Source organism: Candidatus Gastranaerophilales bacterium, assembly GCA_028696075.1.
Taxonomy (GTDB): Bacteria; Cyanobacteriota; Vampirovibrionia; order Gastranaerophilales; family JAILCC01; genus JAQVHS01.
Genome location: JAQVHS010000003.1, coordinates 13,782 through 39,287, shown reverse-complemented (window position 1 = coordinate 39,287; position 25,506 = coordinate 13,782). Strand labels below are relative to the sequence as shown.

The window sequence follows — 25,506 nt, the reverse complement described above, 5'->3', positions numbered from 1 at the left end:
AAAATACTAAGCTTATAAGAACTTTCATCTATGGTCTTATTCTATCCATAAGCCTTGGAAACGGAATGGTTTCTCTGACATGATGAAGTCCGCAAATCCATGCTACCGTTCGTTCTATACCAAGACCAAAACCCGCATGCTCAATACTTCCGTACCTTCTTAAATCAAGATACCACTCAAAGGCCTCCTGCGGCAAGCTATGTTCTTTTATTTTGGACAGAAGTAATTCTAAATTATCTTCTCTTTGTCCGCCGCCGATTATTTCTCCGTAGCCTTCAGGCGCTATAACATCAACACACATCGCCAGTTTGGGATTTTCCGGGTCCTGCTTCATATAGAAAGCTTTTACTTCTGCAGGGTATTTATAAATCATAACAGGGGTTTCAAACTCTTCCGAAATAATAGTTTCTTCATCTCCGCCAAAGTCTTCGCCCCATGGGGTATCATTTCCTTTTTTATTCAGGATTTCGATAGCTTCATCGTATGTTATTCTTGCAAAAGGCTTTTGAATTTTTTCCAGTTTGGAAATATCTCTCTCTAAAACTTCAAGCTCTGCTCTGCAATGTTTTAATACGTAATCTACTATATAGACCAAAAAGTCTTCAGCTAAATCCATATTGTCGTAAATATCGTTAAAAGCCACTTCCGGCTCTACCATCCAAAATTCGGTCAAGTGTCTTCTTGTTTTAGACTTTTCTGCTCTGAAAGTAGGTCCAAAGCAATATACCTTGCCTAAAGCCATACAGGCGGCTTCCATATAAAGCTGCCCGCTCTGGGTTAAATATGCTTTTGTATCAAAATAGTCTGTTTCAAACAAATTTGTTGTTCCTTCGCAGGCAGAAGGTGTAAAAATAGGAGCATCAACAAGCGTAAAATCATTGTCATCAAAGAATTTCCTCACGGCAGTTATAATATTGTGCCTGATTTTCAAAATAGCCCTTTGTCTTGGCGATCTGAGCCAAAGGTGTCTATTTTGCATCAAAAAGTCAACACCATGTTCTTTGGGTGAAATTGGGTAATTGACACTCTCTCCTATGATTTTCAAATCTCTCAGCGCGATTTCAAAGCCTATTTTCGAGCGCTCATGCTTATTTACGATACCTGTTATTTCAACTGAAGTTTCCTGCGTAATTTTATCGCCCAGTTGAAATATTTCATCACTTACATCGTTCTTAAAAATAACCGCCTGAATTTCAGCAGAACCGTCACGTAATTGCAAAAAATGGAGTTTTCCGCTTGAGCGGTTAGAATAAACCCAGCCTTTAATTTTTACTTCTTGTCCTTCGTAGTCAGCGACATCTTTAATTCTGATTTCTTTCATTTTTTCCCTCTGATAAGCTATGTAACTATGATAAAATATTTTTTCTCAAAATACTAGCAAATTAATTTTTGTTTGTAATTAATATAAGAACATGGTCAGGTATAAAGTGAGGAAAAATGAATATTAACGCTATCACATTTAATACTTCTTCAGCAAATCAACAAAAAAATTCCCCAAATAACCAATCTTTTCAAAAAACGAAGGCTTTAGCCCAAGATACAGTTTCATTCAGTGCAATTAATTTTTCGCCTAAGATGAAAGAAATAAGAGAAATTCACCTAAAAATAGCCCAGCTTTTGCAAAAACAAAAAGGTGTAGCGGTATTTCCACATCAACGTTTAAGTGCTGATATAGGCTTAAATTCCGCTGATTTAACAATTTTTGAACAAAAAATAAATTCTGCTCTGTTAAAAGGTAAACCCTGCAGGCTGGCTATTTCTAACGTTACCCCTAAAAAAGGAGATATGTCGGTAAGAGAACTCGCAGAAAAAGTCTATAATTACAGACATAGTTGGGGAAGAAATTAAAAATGAAATATCAAAATCTTAAGATTTCATTTTTTCAACAATATTAGTGGTAGACTTTCCGTCTACAAATTTCACAAACTCTAATATCCCGCCGTTATCCACAACCACTTTGGCTTCAGGGAGATTTTTTATATCATAATCCCCGCCTTTAGTATGGATATCAGGTTTTATTTGAGCAAGATAGCTTACAGGCGTGTCTTCTTCAAAGATAACCACAAAATCAACACAATCCAGAGCCGCCAAAATTTCCGCACGGTCATTTTCGTTGTTTAAAGGGCGCGAATCGCCTTTTAATTTTCTTACGGAAGCATCGGAATTCAAGCAAACAATCAATATATCCCCCAGTGCTTTGGACATTTGCAGATATCTGACATGCCCGACATGCAAAATATCAAAACATCCGTTAGTGGATACTATTACTTTACCTTTGTCTTTAAGCTCTTTTAGCTTTTCGGTTAATTGATTTATAGTTAATACCAGACCCATTTGTTAATTATTCACCTTTAGTTTCGGCCGGAGGCTCTTCTTTAGGAGCTTTGCTCGGGTCAAATAACCCTTGAGGCAATGGCGGAGCAAGTTTTTGCAGTTCTGCTTTTATATTTTCGGGGTTATAAGATTCATCAAGATATTTTACATCAGTCGTAGCCATTTTACCGTCAATGAATTTTTTGATAACTTCAACTTTCTTTTGGTCTTCAAGATATTTTTTGATTTCATTTTTAATTTCATCATAAGGTGTAACGCCTGCTTTTTTTCTGTCCGTTACTTTTATGATGTGATAACCGTAGTCTGTTTTAATAATATCGCTTATTGTATCAGGTTTCATAGCAAACGCTGCATCTGCAAACGGCTTTACCATTTGGTCTTTTTGGAAAAATCCTAAATCTCCGCCATTCGCAGCGCTACCGGGGTCTTCAGAGTATTTTTTTGCAATGGTGGCAAAATCAGCATTAGGGGCTTTAGCCTCTTCAAGAATTTTTTCCATTTGACCCGCTTTAGGCTCTTTAATTAACAGATGGCTTGCTCTAACCTGTTCAGTATGCGTGAATTTAGAAGCTTTATTATCCTGATAGAATTTTTCCGCATCTTTTTCCGTTACAGAGATTGGAGAAATAGAATTAATAAGTTTATTGGTTTTTATATCCTCATCAGCCATTGCGTTGAAATCGTCTTCGGTAAGGTTATTTTGTTTCAATATATTTTTTACGTTTTCTTCACCGCCAACCTGATCAATCATACTTTGTCGGTACTTTTGAAATTCTTCCGGTGAAACTAATATATTTCTTTTTATTATTTCGTCATTAATTAATCTTCTAACGATAGCTTCGCTTACCGCTTTATCTTTTGTCGCAAGGTACATCATTTTATATTCAGATGATTTTTTGTCTACCTTTGCCATCAAGGGAGAACTCATTTGTCTGTCTATAAGCGTATCAATATCTTTTTTGGTTATTTCTCCGCCGTTTACGGTTATAACAATTTCGTTTGCGGATTTTTGTCCGAAGAGATTGCATCCGCTGAATATAACCATAATACCTACTAACAGTACGCTTAAAATATATTTTTTCATGTCTGCTCCTTTGTGAAAATACTCTCTTGTAATTCCTTTATATAATAGAATAAATACTCCAATAAATCCAATAATTCTTTTGGGCTAATTTTAGAATTATCAATGTGAATAACAGACATGCTTGCAGCGTTAGTCATTTTATTTTCGGTAAACCTCAAATTCTTTAACATTGAATAATCCATGTTTTTTGTTATTATTTGCCATTCCGCCTTTGAATAATCACTGTAAATTTTCACATCGCTAAAGGTTTCTTTAACGCTTTTCACCGAAATATCCGCCGCCAAAAGACGCAGTTTAATAATCTGAAGCAAAGGTTCGACAACATCAGGTATTTTACCAAACCTGTCTATCCATTCAAATCTTAGCATTTCAAGTTCTTTTATGCTTTTGGTATCGGCTAAACGCTTGTATTCTATCATTTTTTGCTGTTTATCGTTGACATAATCATCAGGGATATATGCTGTTATATTAATATCAATAACGGGAGTTTCTTTCTTTTCTACTTTTTCACCCTGCAAAGTCCTTACGGCTTCTTCCAGCATATCGCAATAAACATCAAACCCTACACTCACCATATGACCATGCTGCTGCGAACCGAGAATATTTCCCACACCTCTGATTTCAAGATCCCGCATTGCGATTTGATAGCCTGAACCTAAAGTCGTAAAATCCTTTATTGCATTCAGCCTGTTTACGGCTTCCTGCGTTATAACTTTGTCTTTTCTGTAGAAACAGTAAGCGTAAGCCTGACGGTCGCTTCTTCCTATTCTGCCCCTGAGCTGATAAAGCTGCGCCAATCCGAATTTGTCCGCATCATATATCAGAATGGTATTTGCATTAGGGATATCTATACCTGATTCTATAATGGTTGTACAGACCAGAACATCATAATTATTTACGGAAAAATCATATATTACACTCTCAAGCTCTTTTGGCGGCATTTGCCCATGTGCTACTGCTATTCTTGCATTAGGTACCAGTTTTTTTATATCTTCAGCAAACTTATAAATACTTTGAACCCTGTTATAGAGGACATAAACCTGTCCTTCACGTTCAATTTCATAGTTAATCGCAGTAGCGGCAAAAGCAGGGTTATACTCCCCTACAAAAGTTTTAACCGGAAGCCTGTTTACAGGAGGGGTATTTATAAGGCTCATATCTCTTACTCCCGACATGGACATATAAAGCGTTCTCGGAATTGGCGTAGCGCTAAGGCTTAAAACATCAACGTTTGAGCGGTACTGTTTAAGTTTTTCTTTATGGGCAACACCAAATCTGTGCTCTTCGTCAACAATTACAAGCCCGAGATTCTTAAATTCAACGTCCTTTTGCAAAAGCCTGTGTGTCCCTATTACAACATCACATTCTCCGTTTAGGGTTTCTTTAAGTATATTTTTAGTTTCTTTAGGAGTTTTAAGTCTTGATAAAAGCTCTATTTTAACGGCAAAAGGGGCGAATCTTTCCTTCAAACTCTGGTAATGCTGCTGGGCTAAAATCGTCGTAGGCGCTAAAAATGCCGCTTGTTTACCTGACATTACAGCCTTAAAAACAGCTCTCAAGGCCACTTCTGTTTTGCCAAATCCCACATCTCCGCAAATAAGCCTATCCATGGGCTTTGCAGCTTCCATGTCATTTTTGGTATCGATAATAGCCTGCATTTGGTCGGGAGTTTCCGTATACAAAAATGCATCCTCCATTTCCATTTGCCACAACGTATCGGCGAAAAAAGCAAAACCCTCCTGCTTAGCCCTTCTTGCATACAAACGCAGCAAGTCTTCCGCAATATTATCAATAGCTTTCTTAACCTTGCTTTTTGTACTATTCCAGTCGCCGCCGCCCATTTTTGAAAGCTTCGGAGGGATTGAATTTGAACCCCTGTAGCGTGAAAGCATATTAATCTGCTCTGCCGGGATGTAAAGCCTGTCAGAATTTGCATATTCAATACTTAAGTAATCTTTTAATTCACCGTCTATTTCCTGCTGCGAAAGCCCCAGATACCTGCCTATACCGTGCATTGAATGGACAACAAGGTCATTTTCTTTAAGGTCGTTTATGGAATAAATAAAGTCTATGTTTTCTTTTTTAGAAAGTTTTTTAGCGATAGTAGGCTTTTTAATTTTACGATTAAAAAGCTCAACGTCCGTTATCAATACGAGGTTCAAATCCTTTGATGCAAACCCTTCATAAAGCTCCGATTTTATTATATTTACACAATTTGCTTCCAATTTGCCGCCATTTTTCACAGGCACTTCCTGCTCTTTTAAAATCTCTTCAATTCTTGCAGGGTACTGGGTAGTTATAATGATATTTTGCCTATTTCTCAATTCATTTTGGGTAAAATCGCCAAGTTCAAAACTGTTTGTATCAAACCTCGGAAGTAACGAAGCGTCAATTGTCATATAATTGTCGACATCAAAGTCTATAAAGCTATTTAAACTCAAACGATTGTGTCTGGCAAGTTCTTTTTGCAGGTTTTTAAACTCCAGATGGTTCAGTGCGTTGAGCTTCAATGCCAAACCTTCTGTTATATTCCGTTCGTATTCCGCTATCAACTTGTGGTCTAAAAGTTCGCATTTTGCCAAAATTTCATGTGCTTCATCAAAAATAATAAGAACATTTTCAGGCATAAAATCAAATATACTGTTCATTTTGGGATTTAAAAACGAAGAAAAATATTCTATACCTTCAAAGTATTTTTCCTCTTCAAGCGCTTCAAGAGCAGAGTTAAACCAAAATTCAAAACTTTCTTTGTAAGTATCTGACAGCCCTTTTTTTTGTATTTCAAAGTTTTTTATAAGCTTTTCTTTCAATTTTTTTGTATCATTTATAACAAGCTTGTACGCAGGATTAACGGTAACTTTGTCGGTCAAACGCGTTGTCATTTGAGAATTGATATCAAAATAGCGTATGCTTTCTGTTTCATCACCCCAAAACTCAATCCTGACAGGGCTGTCATTCACGGGATAAATGTCCAGAATATCACCCCTGAGGCTGAATTCCCCTACATCATTGACCATTGCTTCCCTTCTATAACCGAGAGTAACGAGCTTGTCTGATATAGAGTCAAAATCAAATTCCTTTTTCTTTTCAAAAACAATCGAGTTTTTCTCAAAATAATCTTCTGTATTATACAAAGTTAAAAGGCTGTTAGCATTTGTTGTAAGGATTTTTGTCCTGTTATTTTTAAAATCACGCAGGTTTTCAAGCTCATTTTTATAGTTTAACCCGTCTGAATAAACAAGCTGATAAGGTGAAGTTTCCTGCGGTTCAAAGTATTTATAACTATTTTCGTCTTGAGAAATAAGGTTAAATTTATTATAAAAATTCAACGCTTTTGATATGGTAGAGCTTACAAAAAAAACGGGTTTGTTTAATTTTTCCGAGAGGTAATAAACAAACACAGCTTTTGCGGTTGATGATAAACCGCTTAAAGCAAGGCTTGAATTTAATTCGAGCTTATTTATAACGGACTTGACTACTTTAGCATTATCTAAAGTATCAAAAATAAATTTGTCAAAAGGGTTGTTATTCATAGTAAAAAGTTAAACTTTTAAGTACTTTCTTATAGACATTATACTACCGCCTGCGCCAACTATAATGCCCATAGCAAACAAGCTCAGCATAACTAAATTAATGGATAAAGGATTGGAGCTGATGCCAAAAAATGCTGCCGCACGCTCTATGTAAGATTGGGTGATATTTAGCGGTATTAAGGCTAAAATCGCACCCGATAAACCGTAAATTCCGCCTTGAAGAATGAACGGGGCTTTAATGTACCAGTTGTAAACTCCCATAAAGCGCATAATTTCAATTTCAGTGCGTTTCGATTGTATAGCAAGCTGGATGGTATTGCTTATAATAAACATTGTTAAACTGCCTAAAATTATCAAAACTACAACGGTAACAATCTTGCCTATATCACTTACCATTTTTATCCTGTCTGACAAATCTTTTGTAAACCTTACATCTTCGACTTCATCCATTTTTTTAACTTTAGAAATGACAACATCTGAATATGCCTGTTTTTTCAGCTTAACATGCAAAGTATCGGGCAGCGGATTTTTGATATCGGGAACTTTCATTTGTCTTTTCATATCAGACCAGGCTTTTTCTTTTGAGGTAAGCGTAACCTTGCTTACCTCAGGTATATTTTTTATCTTAAATATAGCATCTCGTGTGGCGGCATTACTTTTTATATAAACGGAAATTTCCAAATCCGAACCTATACTCTCTATAAAAGAAGACATAGCAAGACTGGTTCTGAACAGAACGCCAAATATGCTTAAAATAGCTGCCATTGTAGTAATTACAACCAAATTCATCCATCCCGCCTGGGTAAGAAGCTTTATGGTTTCAAGCATCACCCTCACGGAGATACGAATTTCGGCTATAAATGCTTTTAGGCTGTTTTTTTTCATTAGTCGTAAGTCCCATGTTCAATATCGCGTATGACCCGACCTGCATCCAGCGTAATAACTCTTTTTCTGTAATGGTCAACTATTGCATGGTCATGTGTTGAAACGATTATAGTAATTCCACGTTTGTTAATCTGGTCAAGAATTTCCATAATCTCCATAGAGGTGGCAGGGTCGAGATTACCCGTAGGTTCATCCGCAATTAAAAGAGGCGGACCGTTTACAATTGCTCTTGCAATACCTACTCTTTGCTGTTCTCCGCCTGAAAGTTCGGTAGGTCTGGAGTGGAGTTTATGAGAAAGCCCTACTATTTTTACAGCGCCTTTAACTCTCATATCTATATCGCGGGAACTCATACCCAATGTTCGTATCACATAAGCGACGTTATCATAAACAGTTTGATTGGGAAGCAGTTTATAATCCTGAAAGATTATCCCCATACATCTTCTTAAATTGGGAACTTTTGCCGTAGATATTCTGGAAACATCTACTCCGCCGACGTAAACCTTACCCTCAGAAGGGAGTTCCTCTCTATACAAGAGCTTCATAAGGGTTGATTTTCCGGCTCCGCTTGAACCTACCAAAAATACAAAATCTCCTTTTGCTATTTCAAGATTTACATCTTTCAATGCAAAAGTATCACTATAATTTTTTGTAACGTCAACAAGTTTAATCATAATACATTATAATTTTATACCAACTCTTTTGCAAATTTTGACAAACCTGCTTTTTCATTAATTTTTAATATAGTATCAACCATCTCTGCAACAGAGTTAAGCTTATTTATACAAGAACCTGCACCAATGGCGTCAGCGCCTGCTTCAAAAGGTACACTAGCTGTAGCAGGTGTAATTCCGCTGGCTGTCATTACGGGGATAGTTGTATTTTTCTTAATTTCAACCGTATTAAAAACAGTCAGCGTAATTTTTTCGCTCAAATTCCTTGTATCGTTTTTGAAAATATTATTAACGCTTGCGCCTTCTGTTTGAATTAAATCAACATTAAGAGCTTCAAGTTTTTTTACAAGTTTAATTTGCTCTTCTATATTAATATGCCCGGGAACTGTTACGGAGAAGAAAATATCATAGCCTGCAAGTTCTCTGGTTTCTTTTGCCATTTCAAAAACTTCCTGCGCTCCGATTCTTAAACCTTTTTTGTAAAGCGCATCAAAATTGCCCAATTCCAAAGCATCTGCACCGTTTTCTTTTGCCATTTGCAGCATTTTAGGTGAAGTGGAGGATACAAAAACGGCAATATCTGAAATTTCTTTTGCCATAGCAATCAAGGCTTCGTCGCATGCTATATCAACAGCGCTTGCTCCCGCTTTAGAAGCTGCCGTAACTACCTGTTTTACTTTTTCGGCGTCAAAATTATCAATACCTGCAATTATTTTTACTGCTTTTTTATCTTTTAAATCTTGCTTGAATTGTTCAATCCTGTTCATTTTAAAATCCTTTAATGTGATATCTCGTAATTTATTGTACCAAAAAACCCGTTTTAAATAAACAATTTTACAAAACCCTGTTTTTATAGTATATATTTAACTATATTCATATTAGCGTTCTTATTTTATAGTTGATTGCACGACATGACTTTATCACGAAAAACCATACCTAAAAGGACTTATAAAGACTATCTCGATTTAATTGATGTAGTCAGTAAAGTTGAATATAAAAGACTAAACAACAATTACTTTGTTGATTTTTCGGAATTTCAAAATATCGCTATCATTACCATACATACATTACTGGAAGAAAGCCCGACGAAAGAATTTAACACTACTTACCTTTCAACCGCCATTAAATGGGCGATACGAAACGAGCTTAGAAAAAGGTACAATTGGTATTCTTCCAAATCAAGCGATAAAGAATTTGATAAAGAAACGGTAAGAGAAGCGATTTATGAAACAATATTATCAATTGACGAAATGTCAGAAGGTGATAACCCTACGCACATAGCTGCTGACGGTTATTCTCCCGAAGAAACGGTTGAACTTTCGGAGATTAATTTGGCGGTAAGAGAAGCTATTAAAAAACTTCCGCCGCGTTATAAAGAAATAGTAGAGGCAAGATTTTTTCAGGATAAAAAACTCAAAGAGCTGTCGTGTGATTTTGAGCTTTCACCTTCAAGAATTACAAGAATTATTCAAAATGCGCTTGAGAAAATAAAAAAAGAATTGCAGCGGCAGTCTTTAGTTTAGACAATAACTTCTATGCCGTTGTTATTCAAAGTACCCTGAACGCTTGTTAAATAATTTTTGATACTTTCAAGCTGTTGTGAGTTTTTGGTTTGGAGCAGCATTCTTTTTACACTGTTTATAAACTTTTGCATGTTATTTTGAAGTGACGGGTTTATTCGAATAAATGCGTCATAACTCATATTTCCCCGCTGCTCATTGCAGCTTTTGCACATATGAACCAAATTATATTTAGCATTTTCACCCGCCAGTGATGTAGGCTGGATATGGTCTATTGTGCTTAAGGCAGGGCTTAGTATGTTGAAAGTTGTTTCAAAATTGTTTTGTCCGCGAAGCTTAAATGAACGGTCCTGCACCTTAAAAGCAAGCTGTTGCAGGGTATTAGATTTGTTTTCAGGTTTTTGAAGCTCTGAAATAAGATGTACAACAGAATGCCGGCGTTCTATAGGAAGCCTGTCCAGATAAGTTTCAAAGACATCTGCCAAGTCTTCGTTAGATTTTAAATTTGAAATATCCTTAATATCCTGTTTAGTGAGCATCACTTCACCGCAGCTTGCGCATGGAAGATTTGCCTCTTTTTCAAAAAGGCTGTAAGGTTTACCTCTGAATGTATTTGCAGCAGCGATAGAATATAAATGCATAGACACTCCTTCGATTGCTTTAAAAACCGTCAGAGAAAAAATTTGCTATTGCGGGTAAAGCTCCAGCATAACATCCTTATCAAAATGTTCAACTTGACGGATTTCAAACTTCAAAGCCTTATCAATATCATCTATACAATAGCCGTCTACAAACCCTCTTGCGGACTGTTCCCCTATGATTTTGGGGGCGATAAACTGATAGATTTTATCTACCTTGTTAGTTTTTAACATTGCCGCAGAAAATATCCCGCCTGCCTCAACTAAAATACTGCATATTTTTAATTTAAACAGTTCCTTCATAAGAAAATTCAAATCAACATGCCCTTCTTTCAACGGACACTTAATAAAATTCACATGCTCCGGATATTTTTCCATTTTTTCCTGAGGGATATCTTTGTCTGTCGCTACATAGATTTTTGATGTGTTGGTAAAATAAACTTTTGAATCCGGAAGGGTTTTAAGCTCTCTGTCCACTATTACTCTTATAGGATTTCTACCCCGTGGAATACGGGAAGTAAAAGCAGGGTTGTCATTGATTACCGTAGTCGAAGAAGTAATAATGGCATCGTACCTGTTTCTCAGCCTGTGAACTTTTAGCCTTGATTCCTTGCAGCTTATCCATTTGCTTGCACCCGTTTTAGTTGCAACTTTACCGTCAAGAGTTGTGGCTGTTTTAATTGCAATAAAGGGCTTATTCTTTTCAAAATTGCAGAAAAATATCTCGTTTAATTTTCTGCATTCTTCTTCCAAAATTCCTACCTTAACGTCTATACCCGCCATAGTAAGGGCTTCAATACCGCCCATTGCTTTGACATTGGGGTCAGTATTTCCTATCACGACTTTTTTTATTCCCGCTTTGATTATGAATTTAGAACATGGGGGAGTTTTCCCGTGGTGATTGCAAGGCTCAAGATTGACAAATAACGTGGCATTTTTTGCCTTGGCGCCCGCTTTTTTAAGAGCGCTATATTCTGCATGCGCCTCTGCGTACTTTTTGTGGCGTCCCTGTGATACCAAATTCCCGCAATCATCAACGATTACACAACCTACCAAAGGATTGGGGGAAACATGCCCGCTCGATTTTTCTGCAATTTGTATGCATTTTTTCATAAAGTATTCTAAATTCATATCTTCCCTTTTACAAAAAACTGATTTTATTTCATAATTCCATTATGAAAAAAATAGCACTTACCGGAAATATTGCAAGCGGAAAATCTCAAATTGAAAATTTTTTTTCTAAAGCAAACTACCCTGTCTTAGATACAGATATGGTTTGCCGTGAATTGCTGGAAAATGATAGACTAATTATCTCGCAAGCCGCCTGCTTATTTAAAGATTATGACATATTTTTACAGAAAGGTAAATTTGACAGGAAAAAAATATCGCAGCTTATTTTTTCTGACGAACACTTAAAAAAAGGACTTGAAGGTATTTTACACCCCAAAGTCAGGGAAGAAATTTTAAAGTTTTTTAAAAATAACACGGATAAAGATTTAGCTGTAGTATCTGTACCGCTCCTTTTCGAAGCAAAAATGGAGAATCTTTTTGATTCTATCATATTTGTAAGTGCGGATGAAAAAATCAGGCTGCAGCGTTTAAAGTCCCGCAATAATATGGATGAAAAAACAGCGCTTGCACGAATTAATGCCCAAGACCCCGAGCTTGAAAAAATATTAAAATCTGACTTTGTAATTGAAAACAACGCTGATTTGGCAAAATTATACGAAAGTTTTGAAAATATCTTGCAAGAATTGTTAAAAATGTAAAGAGTTTTTTCAAAAGACTAACAAATATTTTTTTGTTCTGCATTTCTATGGTAAGGTAATGTTTTATAAGGACTTTTGTTTATGATTATTAATTCTGTATCCAATGTAAAATTTCAAGGTATTCAAAAAGAAAGAGATTTTTTTCAAAATAGGGAAACTATAGGCTTCGATTCATTAATGGATGATATAATCCGAGTAAGCAAAATGCCGGAGTCTATTGCGGCAGATAAAATGAATGCTATAGCCATAAAAGTCAAAAATGCCCAAAACCTTGGCATAGAAATAGACAATCCTGAACTTTTGGTTACATCGGCAATCCTGAACCTTAAAGACATAAGAAGCAAGTATAACCAGGAGCAATATCTTGAAGAAGTAGCAAGATTAGCACAATATTCAGGCTGCTTAGAGGACACATCTAATATGATAATGTCTGTTGCAAGAAAACTTGGAGTAGCAAATAAAGTCGGACCTACTATAGAAAAATTCAACCCTACATCTTACAATATCGTGGGTCTCAGGGAAGATAGAAGTCCAAGTTCCGGCAAATTATCACAAAGAGCTTGTTTAACAAAATAACCGCCTACCAGGTCTTATACCTTGCTTGCAGACTTATGCGATGCGAATCATATTTCCTGTCGCAAAAGGCGTAATTTAGGACAAACATTGTATTGCGGTTATTTAAGTAGTAATTTAAGCCTACAACGTATTCATTTGAACGGTCTTTAGTTGAAGCATGCCTGTCAGGATTATACGAATCGAACCTGAGCGCAAGCTGCAGTTTCTTCGTTAAAGAGTAAACCATATCTATATGATAGCCGTCAGTGTCTTTCAGGTTATATTCCGGTGCACCTTTATTTATATATTCCGCCCTTAACCCTAATTTTTTATAATCATAAATAGCCGCAGCGCTGTATATGTTATACGAATAATCTTTTTTACCTGTAGCAAAACCCCCGCCTATCTTTAGATTACCTAATTCGGGGTAATTGGCTATCGGCTTCAACAACACCCAGCTATCAAGTTCATAGCCGCCCCGGCTAAAGGAAAATGGTCTGTCTTGCATATTGCTGTAAACACCTGTCGCTATATCGACATATTTATAAACGGACTGCGTTTTAAAGCCGCTATCTCTCAAATCACCAAAATCTCTTGATATTTGGGAATAATTTGCAAATTCAAGGTCATAAGGAGAAAAAGTCGGTTCATAAGCTACGGGTTTTCGCATTCTGCCTATATAAATACTGTGGTTATTGTACTTATAACGCGTCCAAACATCACCCAATATAGTTCTTTCATTGATATTTCTGTGCGGCAAAAACTGAAGTTTATAATCAAGATTATCTTTTAACTGTCCCGATAATATAATATCAACGGTATTAAATTTGAAATTGGAATTGTAATTATCCTGAGCCGGAGTATTATTCCATTCCATGCTGCCAAGTAAACCAAAATCCAAATTTAATTTATCGTTAACCCGCAGCTTTAATAATCCGTTTTCAAAGGTATAATATTTCGAAATACCCGTTTCAAGCCTGTTCTCTTCTATAACAGCGTCCTGAACGGATCTATCCTCATTTAACTCTTCGCCCGAAATATCAAGGATAACAGTTTTATCCTCACTTGTTTTACTTTGCGGCATATCAACGATACCGTAAGACTTTCCTGCGGTTACAAAAGCTATTAAAATAGTTAAAAATAAGTATTTTTTCATGGGCATTATTGTAAGAAATCAGTATATTCTATCATGTATTCAGGTTTTAAAAACACTCTTAACGTAGTAATTTTCATCATTTTTGAGCAGATTTAAATATTTTTCAAATTCTGTCAAAACTTCTGTCCGGCTTAACTTTTTTAAAATAAGAGCAGCTTTTTCTCTGATTGTGTACTCTCTGCAAGTCACCGTGTCATCAATTAATTTCAATAGTTTTTCCCTGAAATTATTATAATTTATATATTCTGATAAAAGTGCAATGCCAAAAAGATTCCAATACAATCTGAAAGAATTTTTAGTGTACATATGATTTTTTTGCTTATTAGACTCCTGCAAAAGCACGACCATATTATTTGCATTTTTTATAAGAGCCGAAAACAACTCGTCCCTGAAATCAAAATAACGCAGAACCTCCAGAATATTTCTGCAAACTTTTGGATTAACATCACATATTGCTTTTTCCAAAATATCTAAAAATATTTTTTGTTGAAAAAAAGGACGCTGCATTTCATCATTCATTAGTTTATTGATTAAAAATGAACAGTATTCCCTTATCTCTGAAGGGTGATTTATTAAAATACGAAATATTGCGCGGGCTTCTTCTTGTGACGAAACACGCTTTATATTCAAAAGAGCAACCTGAACCAGCCTCATATCATCTGAAAGCAAGTATTCCAAATAACCTTGAGAAGAAATATTATTGTTTAAAAGTTTTATAACAGTTGTAATCTCATCAGATTGTAAGTTATTTTCCATAACTATATTACAGAATAAACACACTTTCTTATCAAGAATGTTCATGTTAAAATGTATTCGATTGAAAAATCACGGGGCTGATACGGCAAAAACCGATGAACCATGTCAGGGCGGGAACGCAGCAGCATTAAGTCGATAATTTTTGGGTGTGTCAGCCTTCGTTTTTAAGAAGGCAGGAGCAGAGATGGAACATAATACGCAAATCAAAGTTTACTACGCAGACACCGATGCTTACGGGGTTGTCTGGCATGGACATTATCTAAGATGGCTGGAGCGGGCAAGGTGTGACTTTGCAGATGCCGTAGGAACGCCAATGAAAGCGGTTGAAGAAAAAAACGTAGTTATGCCTGTGGTTGATATTAGTCTAAAGTACAAAAACTCTGCGCTTTTGCATGATGAGCTTATTATTGAAACATCATTTTATGAGCTTACAAAATTAAAGGTTTCCTTTCTCCAAAAAATAACAGAAAAAAATACCCGAAAACCCATATTAGAAGCTGTTATAACTTGTGTTACAACCGATAAGTCCGGCAAACTCTACCGAAGAATGCCCGACGAAATTTATAACCTTTTTAAAGCTGCAAAAGAATAAGCTTTAAAAAAATTTTTTAGCAAATTATAATATTCATACATTGAGTGATAAGTATATGGGGTGAATGAATGTTAAAACTTGATTATCGTAACGTAAAAGCGGATATTATCGGTCAGGAGAACGGTCTTAATATCGAACAGGAATTTGAATCTAATGCCCAGCGTATTTCTCAGATTATTTCTGATATTTATGCAAAAAAGGACACCAGAGGAGAATGGAAAAAATGGATGAACCTCGGCTATGATGATGATACCCTTTGGTACATTAACGAATTTGCCGCAAACGTACAAGGTAAGTATGAGAATATTTTAGTATTGGGTATAGGCGGGAGTGCGCTTGGCGGTATTGCTGTTACGGAAGCTATATTAAAACCATATTGGAACTTATTATCACCGGAACAAAGAAACAACATGCCGAGAATTTTCTTTGTTGATAACATAGACCCTGACCAAATTAACGGGTTACTTGATTTCATTGATTTAAAAAGTACGCTGGTAAATGTTATAACAAAATCCGGCTCTACTGCAGAAACAATGTCTGCTTATATGATTATTAAAAATCGCATGAAAGAAGCAGTCGGCGAAGATTACAGAAAAAGCATCATTGCAACAACCGATAAAAATACCGGTGTTTTAAGACAATTAGCAGAGCAGGAAGGCTATAAAACTTTTGAAGTTCCCGATGATGTAGGCGGAAGGTTTTCGGTGTTTTCAGCAGTAGGGCTGCTGCCTTTTGCACTTGTAGGTATTGATATCAAAGAACTTTTAAGAGGGGTTCGTGATTTTGATAAACTGGCTCAAGACCGCAGTATTTTTAACAACATAGCTGCTCAAAACGCACTTATTCACTATTTAATGGATACACAAAAAGGTAAAAATCTTACTGTGATGATGCCTTATTCAAGCAAACTAAGATATGTATCGGATTGGTTTGTCCAGCTTTGGGCAGAATCTCTGGGCAAAGAAGTTGATTTGAACGGAAACGTTGTCCATGCAGGTCCTACTCCTATTAAGGCTTTAGGGGCAACAGATCAGCACTCTCAAATCCAGCTTTACAATGAAGGTCCTAACGATAAACTTATTAACTTTATCAGAGTAGAAAATTTTAATACTACCTTAGAAGTTCCGCACGTATTTGAATACACGGGAATCGGCTATCTTTGCGGTAAAACCATTAACGACCTGATTGACGCGGAAGCTGATTCGACAAAAGTTGCGCTTACCGATTATCAAAGACCAAACGTAACTATATCTATCCCTCAGGTGAACGAATACTACTTAGGACAACTGTTGTATATGTTTATGATACAAACAGCTGTTGCAGGCTGCTTGTACAATATTGATACATTTAACCAGCCGGGAGTTGAACAGGCTAAAAATTACACTTACGCCCTTATGGGAAGAAGCGGGTATGAAGAATCCGCAAGAATCCTTCAGGAAAAAATGTCTGTATAATATTTTCGGATGATATTTTATTAATATTGGAATATTTTTTTCAAAACTCTCATCTTTATAAAGGTGAGAGTTTTTTAGAGAAATGAAGTCATGACAAAATTAACAATAGCAAAAGAAGATAAAAACATTGATATAGAAGTTTTAGCGCCCATTATGAATGATTATTCGCGCAATAACATTTATCTGGCGAATTTAATTTGCAAAGCTTTTTCCAAAAATTACAATCTGCATTTAGATACTTCAACCTCTGTTTTTAACCTGCCTATAGTTAATTTTAATTTGAGTATTATTGACTGTAAAATTAACGGATTAAAAGCAGCGTTTGTCCCTACCGTCAACCGCGCTTCAAACAAATATGTCCACATACCCGTTGATTACAGAGATTATAAGTATACTCCCGATGTCATTATTTTTGTTAATTTTTCTAAAACTCTTTCAAAATTGGAAATCCTGGGCTTTATCCCGGGACATAATGTTTCGACCTCATCCATAGAAAAATCAATGCTTAAAGCCCCTGATGAATTAAAAGAATATTTGAACTCCCAATCGCCGGCATCCGATGAAGTATCACCTTCCTCGTTAAACACGGCGGAAGAACTTATGCTTGCTTATATTGATGGTGATTTATCCGCAGAAGGGGCGAGGTTTTTTCAAAAATATATCCTGATGAGTGATACATTAAGAAAAAACTACAAAATGTTTTATGCGCTTAACTGTGATTTCATCTCCATTGCACAAGACAGTGAAATCGATAAAAAAATCACCCTTATGCAAAGCGCGAGCAGCGCTCCTGCGGTATTAAACAAAGAAACTGATTTTGGTATTTCACCAGGCAGCGGCGATTTAAAAGACTTTTCACTGGGGTCATTGACTTTTTCTATTGAAGCTGAAGAAGACCTGCCGGCTGCAATGGAAGACCTGCCGGCTGCAATGGAAGAAATATCCTATGAAACGGAAGAAAGTAACGCAGAACAACCCGTATTCCCTGATGAAAAAATACCGGAAAGCCCGATTAATGAAGAAGAAATGCTTGATTTTGAAGATGCTGCGCCTCCGGAAACACTTTCTGATACTGATATCACAGAAGATTTAGCGCAGGAAGAAAATATATTAAACTCTTTTGAAGACGAGGAGAATTTACTCGATTTTTCCGCAGTTGATGACTTGATAATAGATGAAGATAATTCTTTTGACGATGAAATTATTGAAGATAATATCACTTTTGAAGAGGAAACCAATGCTCAAGATGAAACCGACATATCCGATATGGGTGATGTTGATTTGGATTTTGAAGCTGATGATTTAGACTTACTTGAACTTGACGAACAGGATGTAAATGCTGCAAATTCAATCGATATTGATAACCCTGAATTTGTTACCGAAGATAACGCAATGCCCGAAGCAGCGGAAGCAAATGAACCTGTAATAAGTGCAGGAGAGGATGATATTTTTAATATGCTCTCAGACTTGGCAGACAAGCCTGTTTCATCGGACGCCATAGAGCAGCTGGATGATGAGGCATTGGGTATTCTCATGCAGGATGATAATGATACGGAAGAAATTTTATCAAATGAACCCGAAGCCCCTCAGCAAGAAGAGGTTAATACCGCCCCCCATGAAGAGGAAACACCGTCAACCCGAGAGTATGTCAACGTATATTCTCCCGAGCCGCAGCCTAAAAAATCAAACTTGGTAACATTATTAATTTTCGGAGCTTTATTGCTGGGTATGGTAGCTTATGCGGGGTTAATGTATAAGGATGAAATAGCCATGATTATAAATCCTGACAGCGCAATAGAAAGTTCAATACCCGAAGCGCAGCAGCCTCCATCTGAACGGCTTCCTGAGCCTGTTGCTAATAATCAGGGTGAACCTGCACCTGCAACACCCCCTGCCGTAAATCAACCGATTGCATCAGGACACAATGAAGAATTACCTCCCGCCGCAACTGCACCTCAAGTTCCAGGAGCCTTGAAAACTCCTGAAAAAGCACCTTCGCCTCAAAACATTAACGATGCTATCGCTACTGCCATAACAAAAGAATACAGTGCCGTAAGGATTTCTAAAACATCCTGGGAAGCGCCTGAAGCCTTAGTTGCAAATGCCGAATTTAAAAAATATTTAACTTTAACAGGACGCTCTATTAAAACAACACTCTCTCAAGAACTTCTGTTGGCAAATGAAAAAGCTCCCAATAACGAGGTTTCCGTAGCTATAACATATTCGGATTTAGGAAGTGTTATATCCGCCAAAATAGTCAAATCATCAGGCTCAAAGCAGGTCGATGATATAATAATAAGCTCAATAAATGAAACTCTTAATTATACTAAAATGCCTGCTATGAAAATAAATAAAAAAGAATATACGATAAAACTCGTAATTACTCTCTAAATTGTTAAAACGTAGTAAAATATCAGAATCAGGGGTAGAAATATGTACTATAATAAAGGACAAATTCATATTGAAGATGATGACCAGTGTATAAGCTGCGAAAATTTCACACGCGGCATAGCCTGTCCTCTTATTCATGCCCTTGCGTTGGGTGTAGTATCATTTGAAGACAGCCTTACTGTTTCCAATTGCGGATTTTACAAAAAATTCGAACGGCATTTAAAGTTGGTTCTGCCGATTGATTTAGATAATTGATAAAATATCCATAATGTTAAAAAACATTACAAACATTTCACAAAAACCACAACATATTGTATAATAACCTCATCGAGGGGGATGGACTGAAAATATTGAGTGATTTTTAGTTGTTTCACAAAGGAGGATTTGGGTGCATAATTTCAAATTTGAACTCATAACAGGTCCGATGAGTTGCGGCAAAACCGAAGAACTTTTAAGAAGGTTAAGACGTGCAACCATTGCCAATAAAAAAGTCAAGGTCTTTTCTCCTACAATAGACACAAGAGTTTTCAGCAATTATATACAATCACGGGTAGGCACTAAAAATGAAGCTATAAAAGTGCATAGTGCTTTTGATATTCTTAATTACATAGAAGAAGATGATGAAATAATTGCAATCGATGAACTGCAATTCTTCGATGATAAAATAGTTTCGGTTATCAGACGTTTAATGGCAGACGGCAAAAAGGTTATAGGTTCAGGCTTAGAGCTTGATTTTAAAGAAGAGCCTTTTGGCGCTATGCCGCAGCTTTTATGCTATGCGGATAAAGTCGACAAACTTACCGCAATATGTAAAAAATGCGGCAGTGAATATGCCGTGCGCACCCAAAGATTAATTGACGGCAAGCCTGCAGAAGCATTTTCGCCGCTAATTATGATTGGCGGTGATGAATCATATGAAGCCAGATGCCAAGACTGCTACGAAATCAACAATGAATACCATATTCGAAAGTTGAAAAACAAAAGAAAACAAGAGTTCGTAATGAACTAACTTGCCATGATGCGTCCTCTCTCACACCCCAGGGTGTGGGATTTTTTTGTCTAAAATTCAGGACTAAAACATATACGCCATGAATCGGGTGTGGGATTTTTTTGCCTAAAATTCAGGGCTAAAACGTATACGCCACGAATCGGGTGTGGGATTTTTTTGCCTAAAATGCCTACCAACTCTTTTTTAGCCCTCTGATGACTCCTCGTCAGTTTCTTGCGGTGTATCGTTAACTTTGATATGAAGCTTGGTAATCCTTGACTTTGACATTTCTTCAACGGTAAACTCAAGGTTTTCAAATGTTACTATATCGCCGCAATCGGCTAAACGACCCAAACATTTGATTACAAAACCGCCTATAGTATCAACGTCATCTTCATCAATTTGAACTTTAAAGAATTCTGATATTTCATCGGTTCTCATCATCGCATTAACTAAATATTCATCGTCTGAAAGCCTTATGATATCTTCTTCTTCCTCGTCAAATTCATCCTGTACATCACCGAAGATTTCTTCCAAAACGTCTTCCACGGTTATAAGTCCTGCGGTGCCGCCAAATTCGTCAATAACTATAGCAATCTGCTGGTGCTTATTTTTGAAGTCTAAAATTAGCCTGTCTATATTAACTGTTTCAGGGATAAGCATAGGTTCTCTGAGAATTTCTTCTATGTTAAAAGAACCCTTTAGATTAGCGGCATAAACATCTTTAATATGAATAATACCTGTAATATTATCCAAATCCTCTTCATATACGGGATATCGCGTATATTGGGACTCTGCGGTGATTTTATTAAGCTCTTCTATAGTGATATCACTTGGAATACAAGTCATATCAGGTCTTGGAACCATTACCTGCTTAGCGGTTAAATCAGAAAATTTAAACACATTTTGAAGCATATCTTTTTCTGTTTCATTAATCATGCCTTCTTTATAACTGGCATTTATCAGCATATTAAGCTCTTCCGTAGAATGGGCTATATGAGAGCTGCTTGCGGGGTGAATATTAATAAGCTTTAAAAGACTGTTCCCCAACCCGTTTAAAACAAATATAAACGGCGTAAAAAGAACCGTAATATAATGCATAGGCCTCGCAACTATCAAAGACGTTTTTTCAGGATATTGCAAAGCTACGGATTTTGGCATTAACTCCCCTATAACCACATGAAGCAAGGTTATTACGGAAAAAGCTATTGAAACAGAAATAGTATGAGCTGCAGTATGTTTAATCAAATTAGGCAAAAATTCAAACACGGGAAGCATAACCCTGACCAAGGTAGCTTCCCCAAGCCAACCCAAACCGATACTTGAAATTGTAATACCTAATTGAACTGCTGCTATGTACTTGTCTAAATCCTTAATTGCATTTAGTGCAATTTTGGCATTGGAATTACCTTCGTTAGATAATTGAACCAATCTGGTGTGTCTTACACTGACAAGAGCGAACTCTGATGCTACAAAAAAACCGTTTGCAAATAGTAAAAGTATGATAATAAAAAAGTTAAAGATTAAACTGTCGCCTTCGCTCATTATTTCTCCTGTGTAGCTGCACTCACTTTAATTATACTTAGTAATATAATATTTTGCAAATATACTGTTTTTCAATTTGAACAATATATTTGATTACTTTCCTATGCAAAAATTTTCAAAAATATTGTTCAAGACTTCCTGAGTTATATCATCACCCGTAATTTCCCCAAGACTGATTAACGCTGATTTAATATCAATAGCGATAAAATCCTGCATAGTGTAATCATCTGTGCTTTTTAGGGCATTGAGCAAAGAGTCTTTGCAATTTTTTAGCGATTCCTGCTGGCGTGAATTGGTCAAAAATTCGCTGTCATTGTTCAAATCCTGCATATTAAGGGCATTCTCTATAAGCGTTGTAAGTTCTTCTATCCCGTTTTTTGTAACATTAGATATTGTATGAACCCCTTTAAAATAAGTATTCAGGCAGGGTAAATCCGATTTTGTACCTGTTATTATGTGATTTTTATCCTTAACCAGTTCAAAAATATCAAAATCTTCCTGAGTTGCTTCTGTGCTTAAGTCAGTCAAAAACAATACTAAATCAGCCTGTTCTATTGATTGTACGGAATAATTGATGCCAATGGTTTCGACTTTATTTTCTATTTTTGTTTCATCAAGGTTTCTAATTCCTGCAGTATCGAGCAAAACGCAAGCAATACCGTTAATGTCTATTGTTTCTTGGATAACATCACGGGTGGTGCCTGCTATATCCGTAACTATCGCCCGCTCAAAGCTCAAAAGCGTATTAAACAAAGATGATTTACCCACATTAGGCTTTCCTGCAATTGCTATTTTTGCCCCTTCTCTTAAAATATTAGAGGTTTCAGCTGTACATAAAATAGAATTTATTTCTTGCACAACACCTTGTATAACCTCTGAAATATAACTATAATCCAACTCTTCAACTTCTTCGGGGAAATCAATAGAAGCTGTTATTTTGGTAAGCAAATCCAAAACTCTGATTCTTATATCACGTATTTTTATTGCAAATTTACCGCAAAGATTAGTTGTAGAAAGACGTGCAAATTTTTCCGTCTTTGCGGAAATTATATCCAACACGGCTTCTGCCTGGCTTAAATCAATTTTATGGTTTAAAAATGCCCTTTTCGTAAATTCGCCTTTTTCTGCAATCCTTGCACCATGTTTCAATGTAAGGTCAAAAATAGCTTTAGTTACGCTGACCCCGCCATGGCATTGTATTTCTGCGACATCTTCGCCGGTATAGCTGTGAGGCGCTTTGAATACCAAAACAACCGCCTCATCCAAAACACTTTTTTCATCAAAAATAAATCCATGATAAAGCCTGTTAGCTTGAAAATCAGGAAGTTTTTTCAACCCGGATGAAGAAGAAAACATCTCTGAAACTATTCGAATAGAATTTTCGCCCGACAAACGCACAATAGAAACCGAAGCGGTTCCTATTGTTGTTGCTATTGCACTAATTGTATCATTTATACTAGTTAACATCGTCAGCTTTATTATCTGTTATTTTTTTAGCGTTATTAACCGTATAAGGGTCAATTTTTTGTGATGTTTTGGCTTCTTCCAAATCAATCCGTTTATTTATAACAACGGTTTGAATAATTTGAATGATATTGCTCACTACCAAATACAACAACACCCCTGCCGGTATAGGGAAGAAGAAAAACATTGCCGTAATCATTATAGGCATCATAGTTCCCATGGTTTTTTGCATAGCTTGCTGGGTAGGGTCTGCATCCGCTGTGTGCGCTGCCGCTGCCATTACTTTTGAGGCAAACCACATTGTAAGTCCAAACAGTATTACAAGGGCCAAAATATCATAATGAAAAGCTGTTTTCGCCTCAGTTGTCGGAACACTTGCCGTAAGAAGACTGTCTTTTCTTTCAAAATTTATCGTTTCTACTTCTTTGGTGCCGTTATTAATGACACTTACTTCTGCCGATTTTATTTGATTAAGCTGTTCGAATTTCAGATTGATATTATCAAGCGAAATCTTGAAATCAATAGGTTTCGCAGGCACGATTTCACCTTGAATTTGGATAGCTTTTTGAGGGTTATCAACCTTAACTTCTACTTTTTCGCCGTTATTCATGGTTACTTCAATTTTTTTAGGCATAGAAAAAGTATCATGTTTCATAACACTGAACGTACCGTCGCCGGCAACACCTGTATAACTTTTTAAAGTATTATCAAGTCTTTTAATAAAATAAAACGAGCTATCGCCCGCAGTTTGAATAAACTGAGGGCTCATAAGTGCGCCATATAACAAAATAAATATAGGAAGCTGTATCAACAAGGGTAAACATCCTGCAAAAGGATTGAATTTGTTGTCTTTGTAGAACTCCATCATTTTTTGCTGCATTACCTGGGGGTCTTTTTGGTATCTGGTTTGAAGCTCTTTCATTTTTGGCGAAAGAGATTGCATTTTTCTCATGCTGCGCTGTTGAGAATCATTCAACGGCCATAATATTAACCTTATAGCAACGGTAAGCGCAACGATAGCCCAGCCGTAACCGCCCACAAATCCGGCGAGTTTATCCAATAAATCTATTGTCAGTACTGTAAAATCCACGTTTAAAATTCCTCTTCTTAATCTCTATATACTTTCTATTTTATTATAAAAATAAAATATTTCACATCGAATGATTAAAAGTGATTTTCAATATATCCCCAAAACAGCTTTAAAATAAAGAATAAGAAGCAATTGTTAAAAAAACTTAAAGTCAGGCAATTTTTTAAGATAGATTGTTTTTATTAAAATATAGGAAATTACACGGGAAATTTAGGACATACTTTTAAGATAGTTTAAACACATGGTTTTGAAAAAGATATTTTCTCACGGCTCAGAGATACAAGTCTACCAAAACAGTGTGTAAAGTGTGAACTTAGCCCAAACGCTAAGTTCACACTCCAAAACTATCAAGGGACTTTTAGGAGTTTAAAATGGGAAATGAAGCAATCACAGCAGTAAACAGCACAACATCAAAATCAACAGAAGGTTATGATCCTCATCGAGAGTATTATAAACAACTTTTGGCTGCTCGTGGTGTGGATGTAAAAACTTCTGAAAAAGTTACAAAACCGGAGATTGCAGATATTCCTGTGTTTACAATGCAGAATGTGGAGCGTGCAACAGCAATAGCCTCTAAGTTTGGGTTAAACGGAAATATTATAAATAGTACGTACACTACACCGGCTTTGGCACAGGCCGTTCCGGCAAGCACAAAACCTGTCGATATCACTCCCAAAACCTTACCGACAGAAGGTCATGCATTAAAAAGCTCTGATAAAAATAATATGGATTTATCCAGTGCATTAGCAAGCAATACAGGAAGCCAATTTTCGGGCAATTCAAACCATAATAACCCCGAAATAAACACATTTATAGCAAGGGATGACGGATTAGAGGTCAGGAGGGAATTAGCTCTCGGATAAAATAATCAAAAACAACGGTAAAAGGTAAATATTCTCAACAAAGGAAAGTAAAGGTAAAGGTATTTTATACAATAATGAGGATTATTGTATAGCTCATAACCTGCTTTACACAAGCAGGTTTTCTTTTTAATTGCAATTTTTAAAACAGTAATATATTTCCCAAATAAATTTTCTCGTAAAGTAAGGTAGATAGTCGTATAGTTTTATACGGCTTT

24 protein-coding genes and 1 other RNA gene are annotated in these 25,506 nt (G+C 36.3%); 11 read left to right on the top strand and 14 right to left on the bottom strand.

Annotation, left to right across the window (positions count from 1 at the left end):
• Positions 1–28 precede the first annotated feature (28 nt).
• Positions 29–1,321: an asparagine--tRNA ligase gene (gene asnS / locus PHX18_02790; GenBank protein MDD3593533.1), complete on the bottom strand. Its 1,293-nt coding sequence runs from the start codon at positions 1,319–1,321 to the stop codon at positions 29–31.
• A gap of 116 nt (positions 1,322–1,437) precedes the next feature.
• Between asnS and PHX18_02785 the strand changes: the two genes are divergently transcribed.
• Positions 1,438–1,848, top strand: a complete 411-nt coding sequence (locus PHX18_02785; protein MDD3593532.1) for a hypothetical protein — start codon at positions 1,438–1,440, stop codon at positions 1,846–1,848.
• Positions 1,849–1,866: 18 nt separating this feature from the next.
• On the opposite strand, the gene rfaE2 is transcribed toward PHX18_02785, so the two are convergent.
• From rfaE2 to PHX18_02755, 6 genes are read right to left on the bottom strand one after another with little or no spacing between them, the layout of a single operon-like run.
• Positions 1,867–2,334: a D-glycero-beta-D-manno-heptose 1-phosphate adenylyltransferase gene (gene rfaE2, locus PHX18_02780; GenBank protein MDD3593531.1), complete on the bottom strand. Its 468-nt coding sequence runs from the start codon at positions 2,332–2,334 to the stop codon at positions 1,867–1,869.
• Between the two features lie 7 nt (positions 2,335–2,341).
• Positions 2,342–3,418 carry a peptidylprolyl isomerase gene (locus PHX18_02775; GenBank protein ID MDD3593530.1) on the bottom strand — a complete coding sequence of 359 codons (1,077 nt, stop codon included), beginning with the start codon at positions 3,416–3,418 and terminating at the stop codon, positions 2,342–2,344.
• A complete protein-coding gene (gene mfd / locus PHX18_02770) occupies positions 3,415–6,951 on the bottom strand; it encodes a transcription-repair coupling factor (GenBank protein MDD3593529.1) in 3,537 nt (1,178 codons plus the stop codon). Before mfd ends, PHX18_02775 begins: the two co-directional genes overlap by 4 nt.
• 9 nt (positions 6,952–6,960) lie before the next feature.
• Positions 6,961–7,836 carry a permease-like cell division protein FtsX gene (locus PHX18_02765; GenBank protein MDD3593528.1) on the bottom strand — a complete coding sequence of 292 codons (876 nt, stop codon included), beginning with the start codon at positions 7,834–7,836 and terminating at the stop codon, positions 6,961–6,963.
• Complete coding sequence (gene ftsE / locus PHX18_02760; GenBank protein ID MDD3593527.1) at positions 7,836–8,510, bottom strand: cell division ATP-binding protein FtsE; 675 nt, start codon at positions 8,508–8,510, stop codon at positions 7,836–7,838. Before ftsE ends, PHX18_02765 begins: the two co-directional genes overlap by 1 nt.
• A gap of 14 nt (positions 8,511–8,524) precedes the next feature.
• Positions 8,525–9,277, bottom strand: a complete 753-nt coding sequence (locus tag PHX18_02755) for a DUF561 domain-containing protein (protein MDD3593526.1) — start codon at positions 9,275–9,277, stop codon at positions 8,525–8,527.
• A gap of 144 nt (positions 9,278–9,421) precedes the next feature.
• On the opposite strand from PHX18_02755, the gene PHX18_02750 reads away from it, so the two are divergent.
• Positions 9,422–10,033, top strand: a complete 612-nt coding sequence (locus PHX18_02750; GenBank protein MDD3593525.1) for a sigma-70 family RNA polymerase sigma factor — start codon at positions 9,422–9,424, stop codon at positions 10,031–10,033.
• Here PHX18_02750 and PHX18_02745 read toward each other — a convergent pair.
• Both PHX18_02745 and ribD read right to left on the bottom strand, forming a co-directional pair.
• Positions 10,030–10,671: an HNH endonuclease gene (locus PHX18_02745; GenBank protein ID MDD3593524.1), complete on the bottom strand. Its 642-nt coding sequence runs from the start codon at positions 10,669–10,671 to the stop codon at positions 10,030–10,032. The two genes, PHX18_02750 and PHX18_02745, sit on opposite strands and share 4 nt — an antisense overlap.
• A gap of 45 nt (positions 10,672–10,716) precedes the next feature.
• A complete protein-coding gene (gene ribD / locus PHX18_02740; GenBank protein MDD3593523.1) occupies positions 10,717–11,799 on the bottom strand; it encodes a bifunctional diaminohydroxyphosphoribosylaminopyrimidine deaminase/5-amino-6-(5-phosphoribosylamino)uracil reductase RibD in 1,083 nt (360 codons plus the stop codon).
• Positions 11,800–11,843: 44 nt separating this feature from the next.
• Between ribD and coaE the strand changes: the two genes are divergently transcribed.
• The gene (gene coaE, locus PHX18_02735) at positions 11,844–12,437 is read left to right on the top strand and encodes a dephospho-CoA kinase (GenBank protein MDD3593522.1); all 594 of its coding nucleotides are present in this window, start codon (positions 11,844–11,846) and stop codon (positions 12,435–12,437) included.
• Positions 12,438–12,518: 81 nt separating this feature from the next.
• Positions 12,519–13,013, top strand: coding sequence for a hypothetical protein (locus PHX18_02730; protein ID MDD3593521.1), 495 nt, complete (start codon positions 12,519–12,521; stop codon positions 13,011–13,013).
• 4 nt (positions 13,014–13,017) lie between these two features.
• Here the strand turns inward: PHX18_02730 and PHX18_02725 are convergent, their stop codons facing one another.
• Complete coding sequence (locus PHX18_02725) at positions 13,018–14,148, bottom strand: porin (GenBank protein MDD3593520.1); 1,131 nt, start codon at positions 14,146–14,148, stop codon at positions 13,018–13,020.
• A 39-nt stretch (positions 14,149–14,187) separates the two neighbouring features.
• Complete coding sequence (locus PHX18_02720) at positions 14,188–14,904, bottom strand: hypothetical protein (GenBank protein MDD3593519.1); 717 nt, start codon at positions 14,902–14,904, stop codon at positions 14,188–14,190.
• A 69-nt stretch (positions 14,905–14,973) separates the two neighbouring features.
• Here PHX18_02720 and ffs point away from each other — a divergent pair.
• The 6 genes from ffs to PHX18_02690 all read left to right on the top strand — a co-directional run bounded on the left by ffs (position 14,974) and on the right by PHX18_02690 (position 20,350).
• Positions 14,974–15,071, top strand: an RNA gene (gene ffs / locus PHX18_02715) — signal recognition particle sRNA small type.
• A 17-nt stretch (positions 15,072–15,088) separates the two neighbouring features.
• Positions 15,089–15,496, top strand: a complete 408-nt coding sequence (locus PHX18_02710; protein MDD3593518.1) for a thioesterase family protein — start codon at positions 15,089–15,091, stop codon at positions 15,494–15,496.
• Positions 15,497–15,564: 68 nt separating this feature from the next.
• Positions 15,565–16,950: a glucose-6-phosphate isomerase gene (locus PHX18_02705; protein ID MDD3593517.1), complete on the top strand. Its 1,386-nt coding sequence runs from the start codon at positions 15,565–15,567 to the stop codon at positions 16,948–16,950.
• 90 nt (positions 16,951–17,040) lie between these two features.
• On the top strand, positions 17,041–19,341 hold the full coding sequence (locus PHX18_02700) for a TonB C-terminal domain-containing protein (protein MDD3593516.1): 2,301 nt from the start codon (positions 17,041–17,043) through the stop codon (positions 19,339–19,341).
• 42 nt (positions 19,342–19,383) lie between these two features.
• Positions 19,384–19,596, top strand: coding sequence for a hypothetical protein (locus tag PHX18_02695; GenBank protein MDD3593515.1), 213 nt, complete (start codon positions 19,384–19,386; stop codon positions 19,594–19,596).
• A 133-nt stretch (positions 19,597–19,729) separates the two neighbouring features.
• Positions 19,730–20,350: a thymidine kinase gene (locus tag PHX18_02690; GenBank protein ID MDD3593514.1), complete on the top strand. Its 621-nt coding sequence runs from the start codon at positions 19,730–19,732 to the stop codon at positions 20,348–20,350.
• Between the two features lie 183 nt (positions 20,351–20,533).
• On the opposite strand, the gene PHX18_02685 is transcribed toward PHX18_02690, so the two are convergent.
• The 3 genes from PHX18_02685 to PHX18_02675 form a co-directional block, all read right to left on the bottom strand.
• Entirely contained in the window at positions 20,534–21,874 is a 1,341-nt protein-coding gene (locus PHX18_02685) for a hemolysin family protein (GenBank protein MDD3593513.1), read from the bottom strand.
• Between the two features lie 93 nt (positions 21,875–21,967).
• Positions 21,968–23,341 (bottom strand): tRNA uridine-5-carboxymethylaminomethyl(34) synthesis GTPase MnmE, encoded by a 1,374-nt coding sequence (gene mnmE, locus PHX18_02680; GenBank protein ID MDD3593512.1) that lies wholly within the window; start codon positions 23,339–23,341, stop codon positions 21,968–21,970.
• The gene (locus PHX18_02675; GenBank protein MDD3593511.1) at positions 23,331–24,428 is read right to left on the bottom strand and encodes a YidC/Oxa1 family membrane protein insertase; all 1,098 of its coding nucleotides are present in this window, start codon (positions 24,426–24,428) and stop codon (positions 23,331–23,333) included. Before PHX18_02675 ends, mnmE begins: the two co-directional genes overlap by 11 nt.
• 371 nt (positions 24,429–24,799) lie before the next feature.
• Here PHX18_02675 and PHX18_02670 point away from each other — a divergent pair, with 371 nt between their 5' ends.
• Complete coding sequence (locus tag PHX18_02670) at positions 24,800–25,291, top strand: hypothetical protein (protein MDD3593510.1); 492 nt, start codon at positions 24,800–24,802, stop codon at positions 25,289–25,291.
• Positions 25,292–25,506 lie beyond the last annotated feature (215 nt).

Coding starts and splice junctions, on each gene's coding strand:
- PHX18_02670 (MDD3593510.1), top strand. CDS start 24,800: ATGGGAAATGAAGCAATCACAGCAGTAAACAGCACAACATCAAAATCA.
- PHX18_02700 (MDD3593516.1), top strand. CDS start 17,041: ATGACAAAATTAACAATAGCAAAAGAAGATAAAAACATTGATATAGAA.
- PHX18_02745 (MDD3593524.1), bottom strand. CDS start 10,671: ATGCATTTATATTCTATCGCTGCTGCAAATACATTCAGAGGTAAACCT.
- coaE (MDD3593522.1), top strand. CDS start 11,844: ATGAAAAAAATAGCACTTACCGGAAATATTGCAAGCGGAAAATCTCAA.
- PHX18_02685 (MDD3593513.1), bottom strand. CDS start 21,874: ATGAGCGAAGGCGACAGTTTAATCTTTAACTTTTTTATTATCATACTT.
- PHX18_02765 (MDD3593528.1), bottom strand. CDS start 7,836: ATGAAAAAAAACAGCCTAAAAGCATTTATAGCCGAAATTCGTATCTCC.
- PHX18_02755 (MDD3593526.1), bottom strand. CDS start 9,277: ATGAACAGGATTGAACAATTCAAGCAAGATTTAAAAGATAAAAAAGCA.
- PHX18_02695 (MDD3593515.1), top strand. CDS start 19,384: ATGTACTATAATAAAGGACAAATTCATATTGAAGATGATGACCAGTGT.
- PHX18_02750 (MDD3593525.1), top strand. CDS start 9,422: ATGACTTTATCACGAAAAACCATACCTAAAAGGACTTATAAAGACTAT.
- PHX18_02730 (MDD3593521.1), top strand. CDS start 12,519: ATGATTATTAATTCTGTATCCAATGTAAAATTTCAAGGTATTCAAAAA.
- mfd (MDD3593529.1), bottom strand. CDS start 6,951: ATGAATAACAACCCTTTTGACAAATTTATTTTTGATACTTTAGATAAT.
- rfaE2 (MDD3593531.1), bottom strand. CDS start 2,334: ATGGGTCTGGTATTAACTATAAATCAATTAACCGAAAAGCTAAAAGAG.
- PHX18_02725 (MDD3593520.1), bottom strand. CDS start 14,148: ATGAAAAAATACTTATTTTTAACTATTTTAATAGCTTTTGTAACCGCA.
- ftsE (MDD3593527.1), bottom strand. CDS start 8,510: ATGATTAAACTTGTTGACGTTACAAAAAATTATAGTGATACTTTTGCA.
- PHX18_02720 (MDD3593519.1), bottom strand. CDS start 14,904: ATGGAAAATAACTTACAATCTGATGAGATTACAACTGTTATAAAACTT.
- mnmE (MDD3593512.1), bottom strand. CDS start 23,341: ATGTTAACTAGTATAAATGATACAATTAGTGCAATAGCAACAACAATA.
- ribD (MDD3593523.1), bottom strand. CDS start 11,799: ATGAATTTAGAATACTTTATGAAAAAATGCATACAAATTGCAGAAAAA.
- PHX18_02710 (MDD3593518.1), top strand. CDS start 15,089: ATGGAACATAATACGCAAATCAAAGTTTACTACGCAGACACCGATGCT.
- asnS (MDD3593533.1), bottom strand. CDS start 1,321: ATGAAAGAAATCAGAATTAAAGATGTCGCTGACTACGAAGGACAAGAA.
- PHX18_02785 (MDD3593532.1), top strand. CDS start 1,438: ATGAATATTAACGCTATCACATTTAATACTTCTTCAGCAAATCAACAA.
- PHX18_02775 (MDD3593530.1), bottom strand. CDS start 3,418: ATGAAAAAATATATTTTAAGCGTACTGTTAGTAGGTATTATGGTTATA.
- PHX18_02705 (MDD3593517.1), top strand. CDS start 15,565: ATGTTAAAACTTGATTATCGTAACGTAAAAGCGGATATTATCGGTCAG.